The 24,777-nt window shown below is 60.1% G+C and carries 26 protein-coding genes; 19 read left to right on the forward strand and 7 right to left on the reverse strand.

From position 1 onward, the window contains the following. Window positions 1-36: 36 nt before the first annotated feature. Window positions 37-1,278 (reverse strand): glycolate oxidase subunit GlcF, encoded by a 1,242-nt coding sequence (gene glcF / locus PHT20_RS11410; protein WP_301020600.1) that lies wholly within the window; start codon window positions 1,276-1,278, stop codon window positions 37-39. A gap of 4 nt (window positions 1,279-1,282) precedes the next feature. Further along, a complete protein-coding gene (gene glcE, locus PHT20_RS11415) occupies window positions 1,283-2,425 on the reverse strand; it encodes a glycolate oxidase subunit GlcE (protein WP_301020601.1) in 1,143 nt (380 codons plus the stop codon). A gap of 701 nt (window positions 2,426-3,126) precedes the next feature. On the opposite strand from glcE, the gene PHT20_RS11420 reads away from it, so the two are divergent. The 4 genes from PHT20_RS11420 to purU all read left to right on the forward strand — a co-directional run bounded on the left by PHT20_RS11420 (window position 3,127) and on the right by purU (window position 6,318). Then, complete coding sequence (locus tag PHT20_RS11420; RefSeq protein WP_300084403.1) at window positions 3,127-3,729, forward strand: MarC family protein; 603 nt, start codon at window positions 3,127-3,129, stop codon at window positions 3,727-3,729. Window positions 3,730-3,735: 6 nt separating this feature from the next. Continuing rightward, window positions 3,736-5,004, forward strand: a complete 1,269-nt coding sequence (locus tag PHT20_RS11425; protein ID WP_301020602.1) for a DUF3108 domain-containing protein — start codon at window positions 3,736-3,738, stop codon at window positions 5,002-5,004. Window positions 5,005-5,059: 55 nt separating this feature from the next. Then, window positions 5,060-5,368 carry a DUF3567 domain-containing protein gene (locus PHT20_RS11430; RefSeq protein WP_300084442.1) on the forward strand — a complete coding sequence of 103 codons (309 nt, stop codon included), beginning with the start codon at window positions 5,060-5,062 and terminating at the stop codon, window positions 5,366-5,368. Window positions 5,369-5,469: 101 nt separating this feature from the next. Next, a complete protein-coding gene (gene purU / locus PHT20_RS11435) occupies window positions 5,470-6,318 on the forward strand; it encodes a formyltetrahydrofolate deformylase (protein WP_301020603.1) in 849 nt (282 codons plus the stop codon). A gap of 39 nt (window positions 6,319-6,357) precedes the next feature. Here the strand turns inward: purU and PHT20_RS11440 are convergent, their stop codons facing one another. The 3 genes from PHT20_RS11440 to PHT20_RS11450 are packed head-to-tail and all read right to left on the reverse strand — an operon-like array spanning window position 6,358 to window position 8,736. Beyond that, complete coding sequence (locus PHT20_RS11440; RefSeq protein ID WP_301020604.1) at window positions 6,358-6,606, reverse strand: AbrB/MazE/SpoVT family DNA-binding domain-containing protein; 249 nt, start codon at window positions 6,604-6,606, stop codon at window positions 6,358-6,360. A gap of 49 nt (window positions 6,607-6,655) precedes the next feature. Next, window positions 6,656-7,522 carry an archaetidylserine decarboxylase gene (gene asd / locus PHT20_RS11445; RefSeq protein ID WP_301020605.1) on the reverse strand — a complete coding sequence of 289 codons (867 nt, stop codon included), beginning with the start codon at window positions 7,520-7,522 and terminating at the stop codon, window positions 6,656-6,658. A 20-nt stretch (window positions 7,523-7,542) separates the two neighbouring features. After that, entirely contained in the window at window positions 7,543-8,736 is a 1,194-nt protein-coding gene (locus PHT20_RS11450) for a rhodanese-like domain-containing protein (protein WP_301020606.1), read from the reverse strand. A 111-nt stretch (window positions 8,737-8,847) separates the two neighbouring features. Between PHT20_RS11450 and PHT20_RS11455 the strand changes: the two genes are divergently transcribed. From PHT20_RS11455 to PHT20_RS11470, 4 genes are all read left to right on the forward strand, one after another. Continuing rightward, entirely contained in the window at window positions 8,848-9,735 is an 888-nt protein-coding gene (locus tag PHT20_RS11455; RefSeq protein ID WP_300084413.1) for a LysR substrate-binding domain-containing protein, read from the forward strand. A 197-nt stretch (window positions 9,736-9,932) separates the two neighbouring features. Next, window positions 9,933-11,435, forward strand: a complete 1,503-nt coding sequence (locus tag PHT20_RS11460; RefSeq protein WP_301020607.1) for an FAD-linked oxidase C-terminal domain-containing protein — start codon at window positions 9,933-9,935, stop codon at window positions 11,433-11,435. A 45-nt stretch (window positions 11,436-11,480) separates the two neighbouring features. After that, on the forward strand, window positions 11,481-11,864 hold the full coding sequence (locus PHT20_RS11465) for a CidA/LrgA family protein (RefSeq protein ID WP_301020608.1): 384 nt from the start codon (window positions 11,481-11,483) through the stop codon (window positions 11,862-11,864). Continuing rightward, a complete protein-coding gene (locus PHT20_RS11470) occupies window positions 11,857-12,582 on the forward strand; it encodes an LrgB family protein (protein ID WP_301020609.1) in 726 nt (241 codons plus the stop codon). The genes PHT20_RS11465 and PHT20_RS11470 overlap by 8 nt, the downstream gene beginning before the upstream one ends. On the opposite strand, the gene PHT20_RS11475 is transcribed toward PHT20_RS11470, so the two are convergent. After that, window positions 12,579-13,655 (reverse strand): AraC family transcriptional regulator, encoded by a 1,077-nt coding sequence (locus tag PHT20_RS11475; protein WP_301020610.1) that lies wholly within the window; start codon window positions 13,653-13,655, stop codon window positions 12,579-12,581. The genes PHT20_RS11470 and PHT20_RS11475 overlap by 4 nt on opposite strands. Window positions 13,656-13,813: 158 nt before the next feature. Between PHT20_RS11475 and PHT20_RS11480 the strand changes: the two genes are divergently transcribed. Genes PHT20_RS11480 through PHT20_RS11510 form a run of 7 tightly spaced genes read left to right on the forward strand, consistent with a single transcriptional unit; the run spans window position 13,814 to window position 20,973 of the window. After that, window positions 13,814-15,436, forward strand: coding sequence for a carboxyl transferase domain-containing protein (locus PHT20_RS11480; RefSeq protein WP_301020611.1), 1,623 nt, complete (start codon window positions 13,814-13,816; stop codon window positions 15,434-15,436). A 43-nt stretch (window positions 15,437-15,479) separates the two neighbouring features. Beyond that, a complete protein-coding gene (locus tag PHT20_RS11485; RefSeq protein WP_301020612.1) occupies window positions 15,480-15,845 on the forward strand; it encodes a type II toxin-antitoxin system VapB family antitoxin in 366 nt (121 codons plus the stop codon). Then, a complete protein-coding gene (locus tag PHT20_RS11490; RefSeq protein WP_301020613.1) occupies window positions 15,842-16,243 on the forward strand; it encodes a PIN domain-containing protein in 402 nt (133 codons plus the stop codon). Before PHT20_RS11485 ends, PHT20_RS11490 begins: the two co-directional genes overlap by 4 nt. Further along, window positions 16,231-17,007, forward strand: coding sequence for an enoyl-CoA hydratase/isomerase family protein (locus PHT20_RS11495; protein WP_301020614.1), 777 nt, complete (start codon window positions 16,231-16,233; stop codon window positions 17,005-17,007). Before PHT20_RS11490 ends, PHT20_RS11495 begins: the two co-directional genes overlap by 13 nt. Before the next feature lie 48 nt (window positions 17,008-17,055). Next, entirely contained in the window at window positions 17,056-17,784 is a 729-nt protein-coding gene (locus PHT20_RS11500) for a DUF4126 domain-containing protein (RefSeq protein ID WP_301020615.1), read from the forward strand. Continuing rightward, on the forward strand, window positions 17,781-18,893 hold the full coding sequence (locus PHT20_RS11505; RefSeq protein ID WP_301020616.1) for an endo-1,4-beta-xylanase: 1,113 nt from the start codon (window positions 17,781-17,783) through the stop codon (window positions 18,891-18,893). Before PHT20_RS11500 ends, PHT20_RS11505 begins: the two co-directional genes overlap by 4 nt. Then, window positions 18,886-20,973 carry a biotin carboxylase N-terminal domain-containing protein gene (locus PHT20_RS11510; protein WP_301020617.1) on the forward strand — a complete coding sequence of 696 codons (2,088 nt, stop codon included), beginning with the start codon at window positions 18,886-18,888 and terminating at the stop codon, window positions 20,971-20,973. Before PHT20_RS11505 ends, PHT20_RS11510 begins: the two co-directional genes overlap by 8 nt. Before the next feature lie 2 nt (window positions 20,974-20,975). Here PHT20_RS11510 and PHT20_RS11515 read toward each other — a convergent pair whose 3' ends face one another. Continuing rightward, window positions 20,976-21,983 carry an integron integrase gene (locus PHT20_RS11515; RefSeq protein WP_301020618.1) on the reverse strand — a complete coding sequence of 336 codons (1,008 nt, stop codon included), beginning with the start codon at window positions 21,981-21,983 and terminating at the stop codon, window positions 20,976-20,978. Window positions 21,984-22,140: 157 nt separating this feature from the next. Between PHT20_RS11515 and PHT20_RS11520 the strand changes: the two genes are divergently transcribed. The 4 genes from PHT20_RS11520 to PHT20_RS11535 all read left to right on the forward strand — a co-directional run bounded on the left by PHT20_RS11520 (window position 22,141) and on the right by PHT20_RS11535 (window position 24,650). Continuing rightward, entirely contained in the window at window positions 22,141-22,716 is a 576-nt protein-coding gene (locus PHT20_RS11520) for a hypothetical protein (protein ID WP_301020619.1), read from the forward strand. Window positions 22,717-22,929: 213 nt separating this feature from the next. After that, the gene (locus tag PHT20_RS11525) at window positions 22,930-23,322 is read left to right on the forward strand and encodes a VOC family protein (protein ID WP_301020622.1); all 393 of its coding nucleotides are present in this window, start codon (window positions 22,930-22,932) and stop codon (window positions 23,320-23,322) included. Between the two features lie 154 nt (window positions 23,323-23,476). After that, entirely contained in the window at window positions 23,477-24,280 is an 804-nt protein-coding gene (locus tag PHT20_RS11530; protein ID WP_301020620.1) for an alpha/beta hydrolase, read from the forward strand. 139 nt (window positions 24,281-24,419) lie between these two features. Then, on the forward strand, window positions 24,420-24,650 hold the full coding sequence (locus tag PHT20_RS11535) for an addiction module protein (protein ID WP_301020621.1): 231 nt from the start codon (window positions 24,420-24,422) through the stop codon (window positions 24,648-24,650). The last annotated feature ends 127 nt before the right edge of the window (window positions 24,651-24,777 follow it).

Genomic DNA, 24,777 nt, shown 5'->3' on the forward strand with positions numbered 1-24,777 from the left:
AATCAAGCGCTAGCAGCTCTGATTTTTAAAGCAACTTCAAGCCGACTGTTGCAGCGCTTCGTCCAGCACTTCAATCCAGTGGCGCACCGGGGTGCTGGTGCCGCTTTGCAGATGGGTGATGCAGCCGATGTTGGCAGACACAATTTCGTCAGGGGCTTGGTCGCCAAAGGTTTTGGCCAAGTTGCCCAGTTTGCGGTCGCGCAATTGGTATGACAGGGTGGGGTTGAGCACGCTGTAGGTGCCGGCCGAGCCGCAGCACAGGTGCGCCTCGCAGCCAGTGGTTTTGACGTGAAAACCCAGCTCGCCCATGTATTTCTCCACGCCGCCGCGCAGCTGCATGCCATGCTGCATGGAGCATGGCGGGTGAAACGCAATGCGGCGGGCGCTGCCTGCTACTTTTGTCTTGAGCTGGGGCACCAGGCTGGGCAGCCATTCGCTCACGTCTTTGGTCAGCTCGCTCACGCGCTGGGCTTTGGCGGCATAGGCCGGGTCGTCGCGCAGGATGTGGCCATAGTCCTTGACCGTGACACCGCAGCCCGAGGCGTTGATGACAATGCCCTCCACCCCGGCCTCAATGTGCGGCCACCAGGCGTCGATGTTGGCACGCATCTCGGCCCTGCCCCCAATCTGGTCATTCAGGTGAAACTTGACCGCGCCGCAGCAGCCCGCTTTGGCGGCGGCCACACACTCAATGCCCGCCGCATCAAACACACGGGCGGTGGCGCTGTTGATGTTGGGGCTCATGGCGGGCTGCACGCAGCCTTGCAGCACCAGCACCTTGCGGGCGTGACTGCGGCTGGGCGTGACCCCAGCGGGTTGTTTGGCAGGCACTTTGTTTTGCAGCGCGTGGGGCAGCAGCGGACGCATCAGTTGGCCCATGGCCATGGCAGGCGCAAACAGGGGCGAGGGCAGGCCCTCTTTCAGCGCCCAGCGCAGGGCGCGCTCACCCAGTGGGCGGGGCACTTGGGCATCGACCAGCTTGCGGCCAATGTCGAGCAGGTGGCCGTATTGCACGCCGCTGGGGCAGGTGCTTTCGCAGTTGCGGCAGGTCAGGCAGCGGTCTAAGTGGGCTTGGGTTTTGCGCGTGGGGGTGGTGCCTTCCAGCACTTGTTTGATCAGGTAAATGCGGCCACGCGGGCCGTCTAGCTCATCGCCCAGCAGCTGATAGGTGGGGCAGGTGGCGGTGCAAAACCCGCAGTGCACGCATTTGCGCAAAATGGCTTCGGCCGCCTGGCCGTCGGGGCTGCTTTGGTACTGGGGAGCGAGTTGGGTTTGCATGGTGTCAGAGCCCCTTGTAGGTGCGGCCAGGGTTGAAGATGCCGGCCGGGTCGAATTCGGCTTTGAGGCGCTGGTGAACTTGCCATGTGGTGGGTTTTAATGCATCAAATCGGGCTGTAGCGCATGTATCACTTGCGCAAGCAGCTCTGAATAACGTAGCGCTTCCAGCCACATTTGCCGCAGCCTGACGCAGCTGGGCGTGGGCAGACTCGGGTGCCCACAGCCAGCGCAAGCCACCATGCCACTCCACCAAGGTGGGCCAAGGCAGGTTCAAGACCGGGGCGGTTTGCGGCACGCTCAGGCGCCACAGGCACAGGTCTTGGCCTGCGGCGGGCTGGAAAAACGGCAAGGTTTGGTCGCAACAAGCGCGCCAGTCGGCCTGGGCTTGGGCGTTGTCCAGGCGTTGGCCGGGCACGTCGGCCAGCATCTGGGTGCAGGCTGACTCCACCGCCGCCAGCGCACCGCGCAGGCGCACAAACAGCAGCTCGGGAGAACCGGGCGCGGTGCTGTCTTGCACCCAGCAACTGGCGTTCAGCGGCAGCGGCTGGGCACCCCAGCGGTGCAACTGGGCCAGTGCTTGGGCTTGGTCGAGTTCAAACACCAGGGTGGCTTCACCGGGGGCAACGGGCAGCACTTTCAGAGAAATTTCGGTCAGCAGCGCCAGCGTGCCCATGCTGCCTGCCATCAGGCGCGAGACGTCGTAGCCAGCCACGTTTTTCATGACCTGGCCGCCAAAAGTGAGCTGCTCGGCACGGCCGTTGATGAATTGCACGCCCAGCACGTAGTCGCGCAAGCTGCCCACGCTGGCCCGCGCCGGGCCGTTCAAACCTGCCGCCACCATGCCCCCACAGGTGCCGCCAGCGCTGCCTTCAGCGGTTTCAAAGTGAGGGGGCTCAAACGCCAGGCACTGGCCTTTTTCGGCCAATGCGGCTTCGAGCTCGGCCACTGGCGTGCCCGCCCGCACCGTGACCACGAGTTCGGTGGGTTCGTAGCTGACGATGCCGCTGTAGGAGCGGGTGTCGAGCAGCTCGCCCTGGGTGGGGTGACCATAAAAGTCTTTGCTGCCCGCGCCGCGAATGCGCAGCGGGGTGCGTTGTGCCGCAGCGTTGCGAATCTGGTCGGTGAAGTGTTGCAAGGGGGTGTTCATTGATCAATGCCGGTGAAATGATGGGCAAGATGGTAGGGCACAAGGCACCCGCCTGGCTTGAATTTTTTGAACAACCCCTGTTCAAAAAACTTATTGGGGGGCGTGTTGTCTGGTCTTCACTTTTGAACTCGCGGGTATCAAAGTGTTGTGGTTGGAGGCGTTCAGGGTGGAACCCGGCAGGGCGACTGGGTCAGGGGCATGCGGTTTTGGGGTGAAAGCACGCGCGGGGCTGACGGCCTTGGTACGCAAATAGCTCTTTCGCGCGCATTTCACCCCAAAGCCCGGTCCCCTGACCCAATCACCCTGCCTCACGTGGTTTGGATTCGACAATTTATAAGAAATAAGCCTGTAGACTCTTTATTACATGTGTAAGCAGCTATTATTTTCATTGTAGATACCACTTGTGTAGCCTTTCACCCAGCTCAGTAACCACGCAGATAAGGCGTGGTGGTTGGGTCAGGTGACCGGGCTTTGGGGACAAAGGCGCGCGAAAAAGGTGCCAGGTGACCTGAACCATCATCCCCGCGCGTGTTTTGCCCCCAAAACCGCATGCACCTGACCCAGCCGCCGCGCCGCGCCAGAGCCACCAAAGCAGCATTGCGCCAGAGTCACCCAAACAGCAGCCGAGCCAGACAAAGTGGCCAGGACACCACCAATACAAGCCTGCTATTCTTTGCGCCTACCTTTGAGTCCACTGCGCCATGAACTACACCTTTGTATCAGCCACCATCTTGCTGATTTTGATCACCGACCCGATTGGCAACATTCCCATTTTTGCCAACGCGCTGCAGCACGTGGCACCCGAGCGACGGGCGCGGGTGATATTGCGAGAGGTGTTGATTGCCTTTTTGCTGCTGCTGACCTTCATGTTCGTCGGCGACGGATTTTTGCGGGTCATGAATTTGAGTGAGCTGTCACTGCAAATTGGCGGCGGCGTGATCTTGTTTTTGATTGCCCTGCGCATGATTTTTCCGCCCGCCAAAGTGGAAACCGATGAACCCCTGAGCGAGCCGCTGATCGTGCCGTTGGCCATTCCGGCCATTGCTGGTCCCTCAGCGCTGGCCACGGTGCTGTTGCTGGTGTCGCAAGCGCCTGAGAAACGGCTGGAATGGGTGGCGGCGCTGTGCGTGACCATGACCGTGAGCGCCGTGGTGCTGGTGCTGGCCGAGCGCATTCAGCGCGTGGCCGGTGACCGCTTTGTGGTGGCGCTGGAACGGCTGATGGGGTTGGTGCTGGTGGCGGTGTCGATTGAAATGCTGCTGCGTGGCATCAAAATCTTCATCAAACAAGTGGCCGCAGCTTGAGGATGCATGTCCACCCAGCGCACTGACCACTCCCGCCTGGCCACCCCACAGCCCATCCTGCGCTGGCTGGTGTTGGGCACGGCCGTGCTGTTGCTGCACCTGGCACTGCTGCAAAGCTTGCCCATGCAGCTGTCGTTGGCTCACCAGGACACCGCGCAAAGCACCTCGACTGCTTGGCACTTTGCCGCACGTGCTGTGCCCACCCTTGCGCCGCCACCGCCCGCTGCCCCAAGGCCAAAATCAATACCTCGACCCACTGCACTGGCGGCCCAACCCAAGCCGCCCGTCGCCGCGCCGCAAGCAGCCATCAACGCAGCGCCGAATACGGCACAAGACGCCACGCCCAACGTGACGGCGATGCTGCCGCAAAATGCAGCTTCAGCCGCGCCATCGTCCACCGAAGCGCTCCGCGTGTTGCACCTGCCAAAGACTGATCCAGTCCCCCCAGAGTCCGCCCCTACTTCGCTTACGACGCTTGCATCCCCTCAGTCACCCCCTTCGGCCACCGCGCCAGATGAGCCCAGTGCGCCAGCCACGTCAGCCCTGCCCATTGCAGAGGCCAAGCCCGAACCGCCCACCCCGCCTGAAGCTCCCGCCAACCCAGCGGCCAACGCACTGCCCGCGCTGATGGCGGTGCAGGGCGTGCCCCAGTCGGTCAAGCTGCTCTACCAGGTCAAGGCCAACAAATTTCCGTACAGCCTCAGTGGCGAACTGGTGTGGCGATTGACAGACAACACCTACCAAGCCAGCTTGAGCTTTGGCGCATTTGGCCAAACCCGCACCCAAACCAGCCGCGGCCAGGTGAACGCCATGGGGTTGGCGCCCGAGCGGTTTTCAGACAAATTCCGCAGCGAGGTGGCGGCGCACTTCAACCGCAGCTTGGGCAAAGTCACCTTCAGCGCCAACACCCCGGATGTGCCCTTGCAAGCCGGTGCCCAAGACCGCTTGAGCGTGCTGATTCAACTCGCGGCCATGGCCGCCAGCGCGCCAGACCGGTTTAAATCCGACACCACCATCACCCTCCAAACCATTGGTGCGCGCAGTGCCGACCTGTGGCTATTTACTGTAGGTGAGCGGGAAACGCTGCCACTGCCCAATGGCACGCTGGAGGGGCTCAAACTCAGCCGCAAGCCGCGCCAGCTTTACGACCAGCAAGTCGACATCTGGCTGGCGCCCCAGCTGGGCTACCTGCCGGCACGCATCCGCATACAGGAGGCCAATGGCGATTACATCGACCAGCAATGGGTAGCGTCAGAAGGCCTGTCCACACCTTGAAATGGCGCCTGGCAGACCCACCTGCCCCAAACTCGCTTTCATGGATAATTTGCCAATGCATACGCTTTACGACTCTGACACCTACTCTGTGACCCACATGCTGGCCAATGCGGTGGCTGCAGACTTGCCACCCGACACCCTGAAGGCCGGTGAGCAGCTGCTGATCGTGCCGGCACTGGCACGCCATGGGTTTGAGATTGTCGACAAGCGCACCAACAAAGAGGTTTACCTCGATGGCTCCTGGGCGGAACTGTTTCAGCAACAAATCACCGCTTGGCAGCGCAAAACCCCGACCCAGGAAGAAGTTGAAGACACCCTGGAACAATACGCCGAGCTGGCGCAAAACCCGGTGGTGATTCATTAAATTTATGAGAAATAGGGCTCTAGCGCTTATGAATTAAGCGTGAGTAGCTACTTTAAATGCAGCGCTGAAAAACTCAGTCTGCCACCCCACTGACCGCCCCTATGATGCCCGTTTACACCCTGACCCTGTCTTGCCCTGACCGCCTGGGGCTGGTACACGCCGTTTCTGGCTTTTTGCTTGAGCGCAGTGCCAACATTGAAGAAGCCGCCCAATACAACGACACCGGCACCGGCCTGTTTTTCATGCGGGTGCAGTTTGCCTGCGGCGCGCACAGCTTTGAGGCGCTCAAAACCCAACTGGGCGAATTTGCCGCGCCGCTGCAACTGCAATGGCAGCTGCATGCGCAAGCGCAGCCCATGCGCACCGTCATCATGGTCAGCAAGGAAGGCCATTGCTTGAACGACCTGCTGTTTCGCTGGAAAAGCGGCCTGCTGGCGCTGGACATTCGCGCCATTGTCAGCAACCACCGCGAGTTTTACCAACTGGCCGCCAGCTACAACGTGCCGTTTCACCACCTGCCCGTCACCGCTGCGACCAAAGCGCAGGTGGAAGCCCGGCAAATGGACATCATTGACGGCGAAGGCGCCGAGCTGGTGGTGCTGGCGCGCTATATGCAAATTTTGTCTGACGACCTGTGCCGCAAGCTCAATGGCCGCGCCATCAACATCCACCACAGTTTTTTACCCAGCTTCAAAGGTGCCAAACCCTATTACCAAGCGCATGACCGGGGTGTGAAACTGATTGGCGCCACCGCCCACTACGTCACCGCCGACCTGGATGAAGGACCGATCATTGAGCAAGACGTGGCCCGCGTCGACCACAGCAAAACGGTAGAAGACCTGACCGCCCTGGGCCGCGACACCGAGAGCCAGGTGCTGGCGCGAGCCGTGAAGTGGCACAGCGAACACCGCGTGCTGATCAACGGGCACAAGACGGTGATTTTCAAGTAGGGGCAAACATGGCTTGCAAGGTGGTCAGCGCTGACAGGGTTACCACAGCAAGTCCTGGTCGGCGGCATTGGCAAACTCAGGCCAACCCCACACATCATCCGCAGCCAGTGCAACGCGCTGACTGTCTGCCGCCCAGCCCTCGCGCGGGTGGCGTTGGAGGGGGCGAATCTCGATCACGCCATCATGAACTTGCAGGTCGGCCACATCCAGCAAACCGGTTTGCTCCAGAATCGGCTTGGGAATCAGAACACCTCTGGAATTGCCCATGGTTCGAATCGATACTTGCATTGCAATGCTCCATTTTTAGTAAGCACAATGTTGGCACGGCACATATGGATCATTGGCCGTGCAGCGCTGGGTTCGCCATCACCTCCCCCAGCCGAATCGCCCCACCTGGCTGCCATGCCGGGTTGAACTGCAACGGACTTGGGGGGAACAGCATGACCACCGTGGAGCCCAGCAGAAAGCGCCCCATTTCGTCGCCCTGGTTGAATTCAATGCACTCATTTTTATAGCGAACATCGCACACCTTGCCAGCCCTGGGGTTGTTGACCAGCCCATGCCAGGTCGTGGCCATGCTGCCCACAATGGTGGCACCCACCAGCACCAGCACAAACGCCCCCAAGCCGTTGGGGCGCTCAAACACGCACACCAGGCGCTCGTTGCGGGCAAACAGCCCCGGCACGCCGCGCGCCGTGGTCGGGTTGACTGAAAACAGGTCGCCCGGCACGTAAATCATGCGGGTCAAGCGCCCGGCGCAAGGCATGTGGATGCGGTGGTAATCGCGCGGGCTGAGGTACAGCGTGGCAAAGTGGCCGTTGTCAAACTGCGCGGCCAGCGCCGCATCGCCCCCCACCAGCGCGGTGCTGCTGTACTGGTGGCCTTTGGCCTGAAAAATCTGCTGCCCTTGGATGCGGCCAAACTGGTTGATGGCACCATCCACCGGGCAAATCAGCTCGGCTGGCGCCAGCGGGCGGGCATCGGCTTTGAGGGCGCGGGTGAAAAAGTCGTTGAAACTGGCGTAGCTGTCAATGTCGGGCTGGGCGGCCTCGGCCATGTTGACGCGGTAGCGCTGCACAAACCAGGCAATCAGCCGGGTGGTGAGTGCGCCTGCATGGGCGCGCGCCACTCGCCCGGCCAGCAAGGTCAAAGCCTGCTTGGGCAACAGATACTGAGGCAGGACGGCCAGGCGGCGGTTAAACATCACAAACTGCAACCAGCGCATCAGCCACCCATATCCACGGGAAAGCCGGCATCACGCCACTCGGGGAACCCGCCGCGAAACCAGCGTACCTGGGTATAACCCGCCTTGACGGCGACATCGCTCGCCTTGAAGCTCTTCCAGCACTCTGGGCCGTTGCATGAGAAAACCAGCGTGCTGGCCTTGTTGGCAGGCAGTTGGCCAAGGTCAAACTGGTCTGCCTTGGCAACATAGTCGGGCTCTTTGGCGCTTTTTTCCACATAGGGCACCCACTTGGCACCCGGCAGATGCCCGGCCTTGAACTCGTCTTTGTTGCGGGTGTCGATCAAATAGGTGTCCTTTTGCTTGACCAGCTTGGCCACGCCAGCGGCATCGATCAACGTAGCACCGGGCAGCGTGCGAGGTGTGAAATAGCCCAAAGTAGAGACGTATTCAAAGTCTTTAGCTGCCAGTGCCACGGTTTTGGCACCCACTGCACCAGGCACGGCGGTCATGCCATCGGTCAAGGCTGCACGCAATGCCTCTGCACCAGGGCGTGAACCGTTTTTCAGTGCCACGGTAAGTGAAGGCACAGTGCGCGTTTCCATGATGATCTTGACCGGCTCACCGGCGGCAACCCAGCGATCAAAAAGCTCACGCTCCACCGCCACCACCTCGCAACGCCTGAGCTGCAGGCACATCAACAGGGCATCCTGGTAGCGCGTCTCATACACGCCAGAGAAATGGCGCTTGATCGTCGTGTTGGCGGCATTCACTTCACCGCGCACCAAATACGTCACCACACTGTCTTGCGGCGGCAGCCCCAGGGACTTGCCTTGCGCCTGGGCGAGGTTTTGTACCGCACTGTCTTTGGATGTCACCAGCACCGCCCGCTGTGGGCGGTCAAAACCCAAGATCGGGGTGTATCCGTAGCGCGCCGCACTGCCAATGATGTGTGCGGGCGCAATCAAAACATCGGGAATGCGCGAACGTGTGGCGGCCAGGTCAGCCCGCGCGTCGGTCGACTGTGTCACGCTGACTGGCGTCACTTTTTCCTTGCGGAGCACCTGTTCAATGATGTTTTTCCAATCGTTGTAGATCAAAAACCGCGACTTCTCGCCTTGGTCACCAGGGTTGATCAACACCGAAGCAGCCGGCTGAGCCACGGCGCATGTGCCCATCAGAGCCAGCACTACTGCAACCCACTTGAGCAAGAAAAGTCTGTGGGGGAAACGCATATCAATATTCTCCTGTTGTTACCATTTTTTGGCTGCAGTCTTGAAACCGAGCCCATTCTAAAGTGACCCCTGCAGCTCAGGCCAAGCACGCTAAGTGCCACAATATTCGCTATGTCTATTGCCCGCATCCCCCCCATTCAATGCCTGCTGACGTTTGAAGCTTTGGCACGCCTGCGCAGCGTCACGCAAACCTCTGACGAGTTGTGTGTCACCCCCAGCGCCGTCAGCCACCGCGTCAAGCAGCTGGAGCAAATCATTGGCACCAAGCTGTTTGGCCGGGCCGACTTTTCGCTCACCGTAGAAGGTGTGGAGTACCTGGCGCACGTGCGCGATGGCCTGAACATGCTGCAAAAGTTTCCGGGCGCAGCCACCCAGCCGGGCAAACGCAAATTGCGCCTGGCGGTCACCCCCACCTATGCCCGCTCGGTGCTGATACCACGGCTGCGCCAGTTCACCGAGGCCTACCCTGAAATTGACCTGACGCTGCAAATCTCGATCCCGCTGCTGGACGTGGTGGCCGAAGACGCTGACCTGATGGTGCGCTTTGGCACCGGCCGTTATGCCGATGTAGAGCACATGCTGCTGCTCAAAGACGACATCACCCCGCTGGCGTCACCAGCCTACATTCGCGAACACGGCCCGTTTGAAGTGGCGCAAGACCTGGAGGGCGAACCGCTGTTGCGCAGCCCGCTGGAGCCCTGGCGCACCTGGTTTGCCGCCCGCAACCTGGACTGGCCCGAGCCCGTGGATGGCTCACAGTTCAATGACGTGGGGCTGATGTGCGATGCCGCCGCCGCCGGCATGGGCATTGGCCTGATTCGCATGAAGCTGGCGCTGCCGTGGCTGGAAAACGGCTCGCTGGTGCGGCTGGGCACCAGCGAGGCTTTTGCCACCAACGTGCCCAGCCCGCACGCGCACTACCTGTGCTGGCGCACCGGCATGATGGAGCGCTGGGAATGCGTGGCATTTGCCGAATGGCTCAAGCAGAGCACGGTCTAACCTGGCAAGGTTTGCGCCTTTCATTTATAAGAAATCGGCCTCTAGAGCTTATGAAATAAGCGTAAACAGCTATTTATTTTGTAGCGTTATTTATTTCAAGAAGCTGTTTACAAATGCTCATTCGCCATTTGGCTGGCAGCGATTAAAGTGCACCCTCATGTTTCAACCCCAGCCCCTTCACCCATGAAAGCCATCCGATGAACGCACCAGCCTCTCCCCCGGAAATTTCAGCACTTCAAAGATCAGAGCGCCAAGCGCAGGTGGTGAAAGCGCTGCAAGCTGTTTTGCCCGCACACGCCTTGCTGTGGAATGCCGAAGACACCACGCCTTACGAGTGCGACGGCCTGACCGCCTACCGCCAGCGTCCGCTGCTGGTGGCCTTGCCGGAAGACGAGGCGCAGGTGCAGGCCACGCTCAAGGCCTGTCACGCGCTGGGTGTGCCGGTGGTGGCACGCGGCGCAGGTACCGGCTTGTCGGGTGGCGCCATGCCGCACCCGGCGGGCGTGACCCTGTCTTTGGCACGCTTTAACCGCATCCTGAAGGTGGACCCGGTGGCCCGCACCGCCACCGTGCAATGCGGCGTGCGCAACCTGGCCATCAGCGAAGCCGCTGCGCCCTTGGGGCTGTACTACGCGCCCGACCCCAGCAGCCAGATCGCCTGCACCATTGGCGGCAATGTGGCGGAAAACTCAGGGGGGGTGCATTGTCTGAAATACGGCTTGACGCTGCACAACATCCTGAAAATCAAAGGCTTCACCATGGCCGGAGATGCCATCGAATGTGGCGCTGACGCGCTCGACGCCCCCGGCTACGACTTGATCAGCCTGCTGATTGGCAGCGAAGGCATGCTGGCGGTGGTGACCGAGGTCACCGTCAAGCTCATTCCCAAACCCATGCTGGCACGCTGCATCATGGCCAGCTTTGACGACATTCCCAAGGCCGGTGATGCGGTGGCTGCAGTCATTGCGGCAGGCATCATTCCGGCTGGGCTGGAGATGATGGACAAGCCCATGACCGCCGCCGTGGAAGACTATGTGCATGCCGGCTACGACCTCAACGCAGCGGCCATTTTGCTGTGCGAGTCAGATGGCACACCCCAAGAGGTTGAAGAAGAAATTGGCCGCATGACCCAGGTTCTGCTTGCTGCAGGCGCTACCAAAATTGCAGTCAGCCAGAACGAACAGGAGCGCATGACGTTTTGGAGCGGGCGCAAAAACGCGTTTCCTGCCAGCGGCCGCATCAGCCCCGACTACATGTGCATGGACAGCACCATTCCGCGCAAGCGTGTGGCCGATATTTTGTTGGCCATTTGCCAGATGGAGAAAAAATACCAGCTGCGCTGCGCCAACGTGTTCCACGCCGGCGACGGCAACCTGCACCCACTGATTTTGTTTGATGCCAACCAAGCCGACCAGCTGCACCGTGCCGAGCTGTTTGGCGCCGAGATTCTGGAAACCAGCGTGGCCATGGGCGGCACCGTGACCGGCGAGCATGGCGTGGGCGTGGAAAAGCTCAACAGCATGTGTGTGCAGTTCAGCGCCGCTGAGAATGCGCAAATGTTTGGTGTGAAGCGCGCGTTTGACCCGCAAGAGCTGCTCAACCCCGGCAAGGTCATCCCCACGCTGCAGCGCTGCGCCGAGTACGGCAAGATGCTGGTGCGCGGCGGCAAGCTGAGCCACCCCAACCTGGAACGGTTTTAACCCAATGCGCGCCAGCTCAATGGCGAAGCCACCGAGCCACTGACCATGGAAGGCTTACGCGGTTTGGCTTGGCTGCTGGCCATGCAATCGTTGGGTGAATGGCTCTCGCGCGGCTTGGGCTTGCCTTTTCCTGGCCCGGTGATTGGCATGCTGCTGCTGTTGCTGGCACTGCAGTGGCCGGTGGTGCGTGCGCCGGTGGCGGCTTGCGCGCAGTTTTTGCTCAGTCATTTGTCGCTGCTGTTTGTGCCGGTGGGCGTGGGGGTGATGACGCACATGGGCTTGCTCAGCCAATATGGCGTGCGCATGCTGCTGGCGGTGGTGCTGTCCACCTGGATCGGGCTGGCGGTGACGGTGCTTTGGCTAAAACGTAGCAAAGGCGGCAACGGGGATAAAGTTGACGAAGCCGGCAGCGGGGCGAACCATGTCTGATTTTGTAGCGCTGTGGGTTTACCTGTCTGCCACGCCCTTGTTTGGCTTGACCGCCACCTTGCTGGTGTATGTGCTGGCGCACGGGGTTTACACCCAGCTGCAGCAGGCAGCTTGGGCCAATCCGGTGCTGTGGTCGGTGCTGACCTTGGCCAGCCTGCTGTGGCTGACGGGGGTGGACTACCCCACCTATTTTTCTGGTGCGCAATTCATCCACTTTTTGCTCGGCCCGGCGGTCGTGGCGCTGGCTTGGCCGCTGTGGGAGCGCCGTGCGGCGCTTCGCCAGCATGGGCGCGCCTTGCTGGTGGCAGCCGTGCTGGGCGGCACGGCGGCCAGTGGCTCGGCCTTGCTGCTGGGTTGGCTGCTGGGCTTGCCCCACGATGTGGTGCTGTCGCTGGCACCCAAATCGGTCACCGCACCGGTGGCCATGGGCATTGCCGACAAGATAGGTGGCATTCCTGCCCTGGCGGCGGTGTTCGCGGTGGTGACCGGCATGGTGGGGGCGTTAAGCGGCAAAGCCTTGTTTGGCCTGCTCAAGGTGCCCACCCACGCGCAGGGCTGGATGGCGCGCGGCTTTGCGCTCGGCACCGCCGCCCATGGCATAGGTGCTGCGCGTGCCTTGCAGGTAAATGCCGATGCCGGTGCGTTTGCCGGATTGGCTTTGGGGCTGCAAGTGGTGCTGGCATCGCTGTTGATTCCGTTGCTGTTCAAACTTTTTTAAACTTTTTTAAGCGCTGCAGCGCCCTGCGCTTGTGAAAGATTGGCTTTCAAATCACTCGGCCCGCTGGCTCTGAACTCCGCAGCTGACAGCCCCGTCCAGCCCTTGAACGCCCGCATAAAGCTTTTCTCGCTCTGAAACCCGGCAGCTTGCGCCACCTGCTTGATGGGGCGCTGGGTGCGCAGCAGCAGGTCTGCGGCCAGGGCTTGCCGCACCTCGTCTTTCAGCGCTTGCAGCGACGCGCCTTCGTCTTTCAGCTGGCGGTGCAGGGTGCGCGGCGACATGGCCAGCAGCGCGGCCAGATCGTCCGCGCTGTGAAGGGCTTGGGGCTGGCTGGCTAATGCCTGGCGCACGCGCTGCACCAGCAGGCGGTCGCGGCGGTACTGCAGCACGGTCAAGGGCAGGGCGCGTTTGAGCATTTGTCGAAGCGCGGCCTCGTCCCGGCGCAGCGGTAAGGCCAGGTAGCTTGCATCAAATTCAATAGCTGTCTGCGCTTGATTGAATAGGGCTGGAGCCTTAAAAAGCACTGAATAAGCAGCACTGTGCGGTGGCGCAGCAAACGCAAACCTGGCACCTGTCAGCGCCATGCGCGAGTCCACCAGCCAGCAAGCCAAGCCAGAAAAGTTGCGCAGCACCGAGACCAGGCAAAACTCGCGCAGCGCAGCCGCCAACGGGCGGTTTTCAGTGACGGACAAGGTGGCGCTGTGGCCGCTGACCGTCAGGGTCAGCGTGATGTCGTCAACCAGCAGCCCATGGTGGCGGCACCAGCGTTTCAAAGCCACGCCCAGGTTGGGGGCGCTGATGCTGGCGCGTGCCAACATGCCGTAGCTGCCCCACGGCAAGCGGCGGCTGAACCAGCCCAAGGCCTCATCGTCCAGCTCTTGCATGGCGGCGCTGGACAAGGCTTCAAATTGCAAGGCGGTCACGCGCGCAGCCGGGTTGTGCAGCAGCGCTGGCGCAATTTGTGCCTGCTGTAGGGCGATTGATGCATCCATGCCACGCTGTTGATACGCTTGCACAATGCTTTTAACAAAGGCGATGGGTGTGGCGGCGGTGGTTTGCATGACGTGAGGCATGGCATAAGTTTGCTTGACTTTGGCGCAATTTGCAACCTGCGTGACACCCGCGCATAGGCTCAAAGTTCTATGCTTGGCGCGTTAAAGCGATGCGTTGGTACATGGTCTCTCTCGATCAACTGTTGCCAAGGTCTTTTCAGATTCACAGAAAGAAAGCCATGCCCGTTCTGCACACCCAGCTCAATGCCCGCTCTGCGGACTTCCAGGCCAATGCCGCCGCCATGCGCGCCTTGGTGGACGACTTGCGTGCCAAGTTCGCGCAGGTAGAGCAGGGCGGTGGCGACGCGGCACGCGCCAAACACACCGCGCGCGGCAAGCTGCTGCCGCGTGACCGCGTGCAGATGCTGCTCGACCCCGGCACACCATTTCTGGAACTGTCACCCTTGGCTGCCATGGGCATGTACCCGGACCGCGATGGCACTGACAGCGCACCCGGTGCTGGCATCGTGGCGGGCATTGGCCGCGTGAGTGGTGTGGACTGCATGATTGTCTGTAACGATGCCACCGTGAAAGGTGGCACTTATTACCCGATGACGGTCAAAAAGCACCTGCGCGCACAAGAAATTGCCCAGCAAAACTGCCTGCCCTGCATTTACCTGGTGGACTCCGGCGGCGCCAATTTGCCGAACCAGGACGAAGTGTTTCCTGACCGGGATCACTTTGGCCGCATCTTCTACAACCAGGCACAAATGAGTGCGCAGGGCATTGCGCAGATTGCTGTGGTCATGGGCAGTTGCACCGCAGGCGGCGCGTATGTGCCGGCTATGAGTGACGAGGCCATCATCGTCAAGAACCAGGGCACGATTTTTCTGGGTGGCCCACCGCTGGTGAAGGCGGCCACTGGCGAGGTGGTCACCGCTGAGGATTTGGGCGGTGGCGACGTGCACACGCGCTTGTCGGGCGTGGCTGACCACCTGGCGCAAAACGACATGCACGCGCTGGCTCTGGCCCGTACCGCTGTTAAAAATTTATATAAAAACAAGCCTCTAGCCCATACGGATCATGCGCCAGTAGCTCCTAAATATGATGCAACTGAACTGTATGGCGTGATCCCGGTCGATACCCGCAAACCCTTTGACGTGCTTGAGGTCATTGCCCGCATCGTCGATGACTCAGACTTTGACGAGTTCAAGTCGCGCTTTGGCACCACCTTGATTTGCGGCTTTGCGCGCATCGAGGGCATGGCGGTGGGCATCATTGCCAACAACGGTATTCTGTTCAGCGAGTCGGCCTTGAAGGGCACGCATTTCATCGAACTGTGTTGCCAGCGCAAGATTGCGCTGGTGTTTTTGCAGAACATCACTGGCTTCATGGTCGGGCGCAAGTACGAGAACGAGGGCATTGCCCGCAACGGCGCCAAGATGGTCACGGCCGTGGCTACCGCTGCTGTGCCCAAATTCACCATCATCATTGGCGGCAGTTTTGGCGCGGGCAACTACGGCATGTGTGGCCGGGCGTTCAGCCCGCGTTTTTTGTGGATGTGGCCGAATGCGCGCATCAGCGTCATGGGCGGCGAACAGGCAGCCAGCGTGCTGGCCACGGTGCGTCGTGACGGCATTGAACTCAAAGGCGGCGAATGGAGCATGGAGGAGGAAGAAGCCTTCAAGGCCCCGATCCGCCGCCAGTACGAAGAACAAGGCCACCCGTATTTCGCCACCGCCCGCCTGTGGGACGACGGCATCATCGACCCTGCTGACACCCGCCGGGTGCTGGCGCTGGGGCTGTCTGCCAGCCGCAACGCACCCATTGAAGACACGAAGTTTGGACTTTTCCGCATGTGATGTGTATGATTATTGAAATTCATACACATTGAAGGAGTTGGGCATGCGCACCAATATCGAGATTGACGACAAATTGATGGACTACGTGATGTCCACGGGCGATTACAAAACCAAGCGTGAGGCGGTTGAAGCGGGCTTGCAGCTCATCAAGCGTCGCAAGGTTTATGACGGCCTGTTGGCGCTTCGCGGCAAGTTGCACTGGATCGGTGATGACGAGGCCGCCTGGGCCGAGTACCGCGCAGACCAATTGGCCAAAGTGCAGGCCCAGGCCGCCGGGTTGCCGTTTGAAGGTGAAATTGATCCGGTGTTTCTGACCCAAGTGGCGCCGCCCCCATCTGCGCCGGTGTCAGCACCCATGGTGCAGGAGCCAGCAGCCGGTTATGCCAACAAGTCAGGATCTTCCAAATGATTTTGGTGGATTCGAGCGTTTGGATTGATTTTTTCAATCAGCAACAAAGTTCGGCCAATGTGAAATTGACCGAGCTACTGCAAGACGGGATAGCCACGGTTGCGACGGCCGACTTGGTGGTGTTTGAGGTGTTGCGAGGTTTCAGAAGCGACCGTGCGTTGCAGCTGGCACGGGACTTTTTACTCGACTTGCCATCGGTCGAGATAGGCGGCATCGATAACGCCGTGCAAGCTGCCGCGCATGACCGTGCCTTGCGTGCCAAGGGTTTCACCATCGCCAGCCCCATCGACGTGTTACTTGCCAGCTACTGCATCACCCACGGCCACACCTTGCTGCACCGCGATGCTGATTTTGATGTGATGCAAACCCTGCGAGGACTACAGACATGGCCGCATTGACCATCGAAAACGGCACGGTAGCCACCGTTACCCTGAACCGCCCCGAAGTGCGCAACGCCTTCAACGACGCGGTGATTGCCGAACTGACCGCCGCTTTCACCCAGCTGGGTCAAGACCCGCAGGTGCGCGCCATCGTCCTCGCCGCTTCAGGATCGGCCTTTTGCGCGGGTGCAGATCTGAACTGGATGCGCCGCATGGCCGACTACACCCCCGCTGAGAACCTGGCCGATGCCGCGCAACTGGCCGAGATGCTGCGCGTGATCTACACCTGCCCCAAGCCCACCGTGGCGCGCATTCAGGGCGACGCGGTTGCCGGCGGCATGGGTCTGGTGGCGGCGTGCGACATGGCGGTGAGCGTGGACAGCGCCAATTACTGCCTGAGCGAAGTCAAGCTGGGTCTGTACCCCGCCACCATCAGCCCGTATGTGATCCGCGCCATGGGCGCACGCGCCGCGCACCGCTACTTTTTGACGGCAGAGCGCTTTGATGCGGCCGAGGCCTTGCGCATCGGCTTTGTGCACGCCGTGGTGCCAGCTGATCAGCTTGATGCCAAAGTGACTGAACTCACCCAGGCGCTGGTCAGCGCCAGCCCCAACGCCGTCAAAGAGTGCAAAACCTTGCTGCACGATGTGGCTGGTAGAGACATCGACGCTGCACTGATTGCACGCACGGTGCAGGGCATTGCCAGCATTCGAGCCAGCGTCGAAGGCAAAGAAGGCGTGCAATCCTTTCTTAACAAACGCAAACCCAACTGGCTGGTTTGACTTGTCCTTGCAAGCCCTTCACTACCTACCCCACCGCGCGGACAAGGCATGGAACTGATCTGGCAAAACCTCTTGAACTGGCTGCAATCGGTGGGCATGCACCTGGGCCAGCGCCTGCCTTCGGACCTGGCTCCAGCCGTGACGCAGGTGGCCGACAAGCTGGACCTGCCCAGCCTGCTGGCGCTGGCGGGCGCGTTGGGCTGGGCCAGTGGTTTCAGGTTGTACGCAGTGGTGTTTCTGGTGGGTATGGCGGGCGCGTTGGGCTGGATGCCCTTGCCCGCCGGGCTGGCGGTGCTGCAACACCCCGCGTTGCTGGCGGCCAGCGGCATCATGCTGTTTGTGGAGTTTTTTGCCGACAAAATTCCGGGGCTGGACTCGGTGTGGGACATCGTCCACAGCGTGATTCGCATCCCCGCAGGCGCAGCCTTGGCGGCGGGTGCTTTGGGGGCCGACAGTGCCACCATGGCCATGGCCGCCGCATTGCTGGGTGGCACGCTGGCGGCCACCAGCCAAGCCGCCAAAACCACCACACGTGCAGCCATCAACACCTCGCCCGAGCCTTTTAGCAACGTCTTTGCCAGCCTGGTGGAAGACGGCCTGGTGGTGGGTGCCGTGTGGTTGGCCAGTATGCATCCGCTGGTGTTTTGCGTGGTGCTTGCGCTCACCGTGGTGCTGATGTGGCTGGTGACAGCGGCGCTTTTCAGATTCTTGCGTGCTTTGTTCACCCGTTTGGCCGTGGTTTTTGGCCGCCAAACCCATCGAATGTCACCGCCATGAGACGCCGTGAATGGTTTCGATATGTGGGTGCTGGTTGCGTGGCAATGGGGGTCGACGCGGCTGCGCAACCCGGCCTCGGCCTAGACAAAATTCCGCAGCAAAGCGGTCGGCGCTATGGTTTTGCCGTGCATCCAGCGTATGCCAATAAGTTGCCCGTTGCCGATTTGCTGCACCAGCATGCCGGCGTGATCACCGCTGAAAACGCCATGAAGTGGCGGCATATTCAAACGCTATGGGGTCAGCGTGACTACACCGATGCCGATCAGATCATGGCCTTGGCCAAGCGATTGAATGCTGCTGTGCGCGGTCACACCCTGGCTTGGCATCAATCCACGCCTACTTACTGGTCCATGGTCTCTTCGGCACAGTTCATTCAGGCGCAGACCGAACACTTGAACGCCATGGTGCAGCGGTATCGCGGTCGCATTCATACCTGGGACGTGCTTAACGAAGCGATTGATGTGGATGGCAACCGCAGCGATGGTTTGCGTGAATCGGTGTTATCAAAACTATGGGGGACAGACCGTTACCCCATGCTTTTTGAGTTGGCGCGTGTGGCAGACCCGCTGGCCAAATTGGCTTACAACGACTACGGCATGGAACAAGATGAGCCCTGGTGCGCGCGTCGGCGCAGCGCAGTTTTACGTCTGCTTGAAGATTGGGCCAAGCGCCAGGTACCGGTGGACGTGATGGGCTTGCAAGCGCATCTGGACGTGTCGCGCCGCTTCTCAGCAGCCCAGTTGCTGACTTTTTTTGACGACCTCAGCGCCTTCGGCTTAACCATTCAGATCACTGAGCTTGACGTGCGCGATGGCACGACAACCGGTAGCCTGGCCGAACGCGACAGCGCTGTGGCTGCTTTGTACCAAGACTTTGTGGGTGCATGCGTCAGTCACCCGGCGGTGGAAATGATCGTGATGTGGAACGTGACCGATGCCGACAGTTGGATCAACCGTTGGGGTCAGGGCCAGCGTCGCTCAGACGGACAGTCGATGCGCCCCACCTTGTTTGACGACCAAGGCCAACCCAAGCGTGCCTTTGACGCGGTAGCTACCAGTCTGCGTCAGGCCAAAGTGAAGTTTGAAAAGAAAGTTGAAAAATATGTTTAAAAAAATCCTGATTGCCAATCGCGGGGAAATCGCCTGTCGGGTTGCCGCCACTGCGCGCCGCATGGGCATCAAAACCGTGGCCGTCTATTCCGACGCGGATGCCAACGCCAAACACGTCGCGGCGTGCGATGAGGCTGTGCACATCGGTGGCAGCGCGCCGAAAGACAGCTACCTGCGTTGGGAACGCATCATTGAAGCCGCCAAAGCCACCGGCGCACAAGCCATCCACCCCGGTTACGGTTTCTTGAGCGAAAACGCCGACTTTGCCAGCGCTTGCGCAGCCGCAGGGGTGGTCTTCATCGGTCCGCCAGCAACCAGTATGCAGGCCATGGGTCTGAAGGCCGAATCCAAGCGCCTGATGGAACAAGCCGGCGTGCCGCTGGTGCCCGGTTACCACGGTGCCGACCAAGACCCGGCGCTGTTGCAGCGCGAGGCCGACCGCATAGGCTACCCCGTGCTCATCAAAGCCAGCGCGGGTGGCGGTGGCAAAGGCATGCGGGCGGTGGAACGTGCGCATGATTTTCTGGACGCACTGGCCAGTTGCAAGCGCGAGGCCATCAACAGCTTCTGCCACGACGCGGTGCTGGTAGAGAAATACGTGCAGCGCCCGCGCCACATCGAAATCCAGGTGTTTGGCGACACGCTGGGCAACTATGTGTATTTGTTTGAACGCGACTGCTCGGTGCAGCGCCGTCACCAAAAAGTGCTGGAAGAAGCCCCCGCGCCGGGCATGACGCCCGAGCTGCGCGCACGCATGGGTGCGTCCGCCGTGGCTGCCGCACGCGCCGTGGGCTACGTGGGCGCGGGCACGGTGGAATTCATTGTGGAGCAGCCGCTGGGTTGGGAACACCCAGAGGCCATGACCTTCTTCTTTATGGAGATGAACACGCGCCTGCAAGTCGAGCACCCGGTGACCGAGGCCATCACCGGCCAGGATTTGGTGGAGTGGCAATTGCGTGTGGCCGCAGGCGAGCCGCTGCCGTGCACGCAAGACCAACTGCGCATCACCGGCCACGCCATCGAGGCGCGCATCTGCGCCGAAAACCCCGACCACGACTTCTTGCCCGCCACCGGCAAGCTGGATGTGTACCGCAAGCCGCCCCATGCGGCGTTCCAGCCCCCGGTATTCCACACTCTCCCCCTGGGAGATGGCAGGGGTGATGGCACTGCACGCGCTGGCAGTGCCGTGCGCTTTGATGACGGCGTGCGCCAGTTTGATGCCATCAGCCCCTATTACGACTCGATGGTGGCCAAGCTCATCGTGCATGGTGACACCCGCGTCCAGGCGCTGGCCCGGCTGGACGCGGCGCTGGCAGCCACGCACATCGTCGGCCTGACCACCAACGTGCAGTTCTTGCGCCATGTGGTGCAGTGCGATTCGTTCGCCAGGGCGCATCTGGATACCGGCTTGATCCCGCGCGAAGCCGCTGTGTTGTTCAACCAGCAGCGCGTCGGCTTGGCGCTGGCGGCTGCTGCCGATGTGGCACAAACCCTGCTGGACGAGCGCGCCACACACACGGCAGACCCATTCAGCCAAACCGACGGCTGGCGCGCGCTGGGCATGGCCGAGCGCCGCTTTGCTTTTGAGTTTGACGGCCAGAGTGCGCAGGCCACGCTGCGCTACCTGCATGACGGCGCGCTGCACTTGAGTGTGTGCGGCAAAGCCGCGGAGGTTGCTTCCGGCGTGCTGTCATTCGCCGCAATGCCGGACGGCATTGATCTGCAATTTGCCAACCAGCGTGCGCTGGTGAACGTGTACAGAAAAGGCGAGGTAGCCCATGTCTTTACTGCGCACGGCGCTACACAAATCATTGCGGTCGACTTGCTGGCGCACGCCGGTGAGGCCCCTGCCGAAGGTGGCCGCCTGACCGCGCCCATGCCTGGCAAAGTGGTGTCGTTTGCAGTGCAAGCTGGTGACACGGTGCAAAAAGGCCAGGCGCTGGCGGTGCTGGAAGCCATGAAGATGGAGCACAACATCGCCGCACCCATGGACGGCGTGGTGGCAGAACTGCTCTACGCGCCCGGTGACCAGGTGGTTGAGGGGGCGGAGTTGCTGAAGTTGAGCGTGGCTGCAGCGTGATATCACACCAGGCTACTGAGCGCATCCAGCGGGCTGGCCGTGCCGCCTGCTGCCACCTTGAGTACATGCGTGTAAATCATCGTGGTGTTCACATCCGAGTGGCCCAGCAACTCTTGCACGGTACGAATGTCGGTGCCCGCTTGCAAAAGATGTGTGGCAAACGAATGGCGCAAGGTGTGAACTGACACTGGCTTGCAAATGCCTGCCAGCGCAACGGCCTTTTTGAGTGAGCGCTGCAAGCGTTCTTCAAACAGGTGATGCCTGCGCTCCACGCCACTGCGCGGGTCAACTGAAAACGTGGGCGACGGAAACAACCAGAACCAACCCCAGGTCTGCCCCACCTCGGGGTATTTTTGCTCCAGCGCATGCGGTGTTTCAACCCCGCCGCGCTGCGCTTGTCGATCAGCCTCCCACACCGCGCGCGCCGCCAGCAATTGCATGCGCATGAAAGGCACCAGCGAGCGCGGCAGCATCACCACGCGGTCTTTGTTGCCCTTGGCCTCGCGCACGATGATGACGTGGCGGTCAAAGTCCACATCTTTGACGCGAAGGCGAATACCCTCCATCAGGCGCATGCCGGTGCCGTACAGCAGGCGCGCCAACAAGGCAGTCACACCTTCCATCTGGGCCAGCAAACCAGCTACCTCGTCCTTGGTCAACACACTGGGTATGCGCCGCTTGGTCACCGGGCGGTTGATGCCATCCATCCACGGCAAATCCATGTTCAGAACTTCACGGTACAGAAACAGCAATGCGCTCAGTGCCTGGTTGTGCGTGGAGGTGGACACCTTGCGATCGGTGGCCAGCATGGTCAGAAAGGCCTCAATCTCAGGCGCACCCATTGTGCGTGGGTGTTTCATCTGCCCGCCACGCCCATGCCAGCGGATGAAAAAACGCACCCAGTACAGATAAACCTTCTCGGTGCTGAGGCTATAGTGCATGTAACGTATGCGCTCGCGCAGCTGATCCAGCAGGCGAGTTGATTGCAAGGGTGGAGTGCCGGGTTTCATGAAAATTTTATACCTGGTTATTTATCCAGTGTACCGGCTTGTAAGCTAGACTACAAGCCACTTTCAGGAGAATTTCATGACCAGATTAATACGCAGCGTCCAGAATATTTTGCAAGTATTGCCGTATACATTACGTTAGGCATCACGAAACACGCATATGCGCACTCGTAAGCTCCTGGTTGCCGTCATCCTTGCTCATCTTGCTCCCGTGACTGCATGGGCAGCATTCAAGCCCATTCGGGTCTTAGCTCCGGAACTGCTCGGCTTGCACTGCAGCTCGCAGGGTGTTTGCGTCGATGACCTTGCGCGCTTGGGGGAAGCAACTGCGCTGAAAGCCGAGGCCGCAGCGTTTGTCGGCATGAAGGTGGGCCGCATCTCGCACGTTCCCCGCGCCGTCTTCTGCTCCACAGCGGAATGCGCCAAGGCGTTTGGCTTCACTCACCAGGGCGCGTACAACGTCGGAACCTTCGGCCTGGCAATCTCCCCGCGCGGCTGGCATCCCCACTTCGTTCGTCACGAACTCATTCATCACCTACAGAACGAGCGCCTCGGTACTCTGAACGCTTGGTTCTTCAAACCGAACTGGCTTCTCGAGGGGATGGCGTATTCCCTGAGCGAAGATCCAAGGCGTCCGTTGCCGCAGCCTCTCGAAGGCTGGCGCTCGCGCTTCGAGCAGTGGCTCCCTTCCATTGGCAATCAAAGCATCTGGCAAGCAGCTGAGAAGGTGCAGTGATGCCTAACCCTTCGCTCGAGCGGACGGCCACCGGCAAGTCGCCTTGGCCTCGAGGTGCTGAGGTACATGTTGCACCTCGCGGCCAAGGCGCCATGCCGTTGTCCGCCGCTCAGCTCAAACGTTAGGCAGCACAAACAGCACTTTTTTGCGCGCGCTGCCCTGAAAGCAAAACCCCGTGCCACGCACGCCCCGAAAATCGAACGGATCAGCAAGATGAAACTCGGATACACAATCATCTACGTGCCCAGCGTCGCATCCTCGCTTCAGTTCTTTGGTCAAGCGTTTGGGCTAGAACAGAAGTTCCTTCACGAGTCAGGCGACTACGGTGAGCTCAAGACAGGCGAGACAACGCTCGCCTTTGCTTCACATGCGCTGGGCGCTATGAATTTCCCTCAGGGCCACGTTCATGCAAGCGACTCCAAGCAACCCCTCGGCATGGAGATCGCGCTGGTTACCGAAGACGTACATCACGCACACAGGTCTGCTCTTGATCATGGTGCCGCCGAGCTGTCCGCGCCCGCAACGAAACCCTGGGGTCAAACAGTTTCGTATGTCCGGGCGCCGGACGGAACACTTGTCGAGCTATGCACGCCAATTGGAGCGTGAGTGCTGCCTAACACCTCGTTCAACCGGACGCGCTACGGCAGGCCACCTTGGCCCGGTCGGCGGTACGCGGTATATTTTCGCCAACCGGGCCAAGGCGTCCTGCCGCAGCGCGCCGGTTAACTCGAACGTTAGCGCAACAATCCTGAGGTATTAAATGAGCATTCCAATCAAATTCTTAATGACCTTTGCGTTTCTATTTGTTGCCGTATTTTTGCCACCTAAAGCAATTTCTGGCACCCCAGGAATTGGTATTGTGGTTATGCACGGGAAAGGTGGACTGCCATCAAAGCATGTCACCAAATTAGCTAGCACCTTGGAAGAGAATGGCTATCTAGTTGCGAATCTTGAAATGCCTTGGTCTAGCAATCGTGATTACGATGTTTCCGTTAGCGTTGCCGCACAAGAAGTCGAGGCAGCTCTTTCGGCTCTGCGGGATAAAGGTGCAAAAAAGGTGTTTGTTGCTGGTCATAGCCAAGGTGGCGTCTTCAGCATCTATTTTGGTGGCCAACATATTGTTGATGGCATCATCGCCATAGCACCAGGCGGCAGTGTTGCCAGCTCGCTTTTCCGCGAAAAATTAGGCGACCAAGTGGACGAAGCGCGCAAACTCGTAGCGGAAGGCAAGGGGGACGAAAAGACAAGACTTTATGATTTTGAAGGTGCGAAGGGTAAATATCCTGTTGTAACGACACCTGCTGCCTATCTCACTTGGTTTGATCCTGACGGTGCCATGAACCTCCAACGATCCATCCGTGCGATGCGCTCACAAACACCCATACTCTGGATCGTTGCAGCGCGCGATTACCCTAAATTAGGCAAATCGAATATTCCCATGTTTGAAACACTGCCGTCCAATTTGGCTACGAAATTCTATGAGCCACAATCCGATCATCTTGGCGCTCCATCCGCCTCGATAGAGGAAATAGTTCGATGGACTACAGAAGTATCAGCGCGCTAACAGAACGCTCAACACGGACGCTGCGCGATAAAGCCGCGCAGCGCCGGTTAGCTCTACGTTAACTGTCGCCCGTCGTCTGTTTGACGCGCACGAGTCTTGAGACGAGTAAACTTATTCAATTGTCTCGTGGAGGATATTTATGTCTAATTTGCTTACTGAGTTGTCTGACCGTGCCAGCCAGCTCCCGCCTCAAGAGCGGGCACAACTTGCAGAAGGACTCCTTGAGTCGTTACAGGAATGGTCGTCGCCAGAAGTCGAGGCTGCATGGGATGTCGAGATTCTTAAACGAATCGGCGAGTACGAGCGGGGCGAGGCCGTGCTTTCGCCCGCAGCCGATGTGTTTGCTGAAGCTCGTCGTCTTACTCAATGATAAACCCAGATAGTCCATTAGGATTTTCAAAAGAAAAGTGGTGCAAACCTCCCAGTGCAGATTTCTAATGGATACCATTAGAAATTCCGTTTGAAATCATACGGTTATCCAACAGTCTGGAGGTGAG

Source organism: Rhodoferax sp. (genome assembly GCF_028715765.1).
In the GTDB taxonomy this organism is placed as follows: Bacteria; Pseudomonadota; Gammaproteobacteria; order Burkholderiales; family Burkholderiaceae_C; genus Rhodoferax.

Excerpts from the sequence above, each read along its gene's own strand:
- PHT20_RS11490 (WP_301020613.1), top strand. The coding sequence starts at position 15,842 with ATGATTTTGGTGGATTCGAGCGTTTGGATTGATTTTTTCAATCAGCAA.
- PHT20_RS11420 (WP_300084403.1), top strand. The coding sequence starts at position 3,127 with ATGAACTACACCTTTGTATCAGCCACCATCTTGCTGATTTTGATCACC.
- PHT20_RS11450 (WP_301020606.1), bottom strand. The coding sequence starts at position 8,736 with ATGCGTTTCCCCCACAGACTTTTCTTGCTCAAGTGGGTTGCAGTAGTG.
- PHT20_RS11460 (WP_301020607.1), top strand. The coding sequence starts at position 9,933 with ATGAACGCACCAGCCTCTCCCCCGGAAATTTCAGCACTTCAAAGATCA.
- PHT20_RS11475 (WP_301020610.1), bottom strand. The coding sequence starts at position 13,655 with ATGCCTCACGTCATGCAAACCACCGCCGCCACACCCATCGCCTTTGTT.
- PHT20_RS11485 (WP_301020612.1), top strand. The coding sequence starts at position 15,480 with ATGCGCACCAATATCGAGATTGACGACAAATTGATGGACTACGTGATG.
- PHT20_RS11520 (WP_301020619.1), top strand. The coding sequence starts at position 22,141 with ATGCGCACTCGTAAGCTCCTGGTTGCCGTCATCCTTGCTCATCTTGCT.
- PHT20_RS11455 (WP_300084413.1), top strand. The coding sequence starts at position 8,848 with ATGTCTATTGCCCGCATCCCCCCCATTCAATGCCTGCTGACGTTTGAA.
- purU (WP_301020603.1), top strand. The coding sequence starts at position 5,470 with ATGATGCCCGTTTACACCCTGACCCTGTCTTGCCCTGACCGCCTGGGG.
- PHT20_RS11440 (WP_301020604.1), bottom strand. The coding sequence starts at position 6,606 with ATGCAAGTATCGATTCGAACCATGGGCAATTCCAGAGGTGTTCTGATT.
- PHT20_RS11535 (WP_301020621.1), top strand. The coding sequence starts at position 24,420 with ATGTCTAATTTGCTTACTGAGTTGTCTGACCGTGCCAGCCAGCTCCCG.
- PHT20_RS11495 (WP_301020614.1), top strand. The coding sequence starts at position 16,231 with ATGGCCGCATTGACCATCGAAAACGGCACGGTAGCCACCGTTACCCTG.
- glcF (WP_301020600.1), bottom strand. The coding sequence starts at position 1,278 with ATGCAAACCCAACTCGCTCCCCAGTACCAAAGCAGCCCCGACGGCCAG.
- PHT20_RS11480 (WP_301020611.1), top strand. The coding sequence starts at position 13,814 with ATGCCCGTTCTGCACACCCAGCTCAATGCCCGCTCTGCGGACTTCCAG.
- PHT20_RS11510 (WP_301020617.1), top strand. The coding sequence starts at position 18,886 with ATGTTTAAAAAAATCCTGATTGCCAATCGCGGGGAAATCGCCTGTCGG.
- asd (WP_301020605.1), bottom strand. The coding sequence starts at position 7,522 with ATGTTTAACCGCCGCCTGGCCGTCCTGCCTCAGTATCTGTTGCCCAAG.
- PHT20_RS11500 (WP_301020615.1), top strand. The coding sequence starts at position 17,056 with ATGGAACTGATCTGGCAAAACCTCTTGAACTGGCTGCAATCGGTGGGC.
- PHT20_RS11505 (WP_301020616.1), top strand. The coding sequence starts at position 17,781 with ATGAGACGCCGTGAATGGTTTCGATATGTGGGTGCTGGTTGCGTGGCA.
- PHT20_RS11525 (WP_301020622.1), top strand. The coding sequence starts at position 22,930 with ATGAAACTCGGATACACAATCATCTACGTGCCCAGCGTCGCATCCTCG.
- PHT20_RS11470 (WP_301020609.1), top strand. The coding sequence starts at position 11,857 with ATGTCTGATTTTGTAGCGCTGTGGGTTTACCTGTCTGCCACGCCCTTG.
- glcE (WP_301020601.1), bottom strand. The coding sequence starts at position 2,425 with ATGAACACCCCCTTGCAACACTTCACCGACCAGATTCGCAACGCTGCG.
- PHT20_RS11430 (WP_300084442.1), top strand. The coding sequence starts at position 5,060 with ATGCATACGCTTTACGACTCTGACACCTACTCTGTGACCCACATGCTG.
- PHT20_RS11425 (WP_301020602.1), top strand. The coding sequence starts at position 3,736 with ATGTCCACCCAGCGCACTGACCACTCCCGCCTGGCCACCCCACAGCCC.
- PHT20_RS11465 (WP_301020608.1), top strand. The coding sequence starts at position 11,481 with ATGGAAGGCTTACGCGGTTTGGCTTGGCTGCTGGCCATGCAATCGTTG.
- PHT20_RS11530 (WP_301020620.1), top strand. The coding sequence starts at position 23,477 with ATGAGCATTCCAATCAAATTCTTAATGACCTTTGCGTTTCTATTTGTT.
- PHT20_RS11515 (WP_301020618.1), bottom strand. The coding sequence starts at position 21,983 with ATGAAACCCGGCACTCCACCCTTGCAATCAACTCGCCTGCTGGATCAG.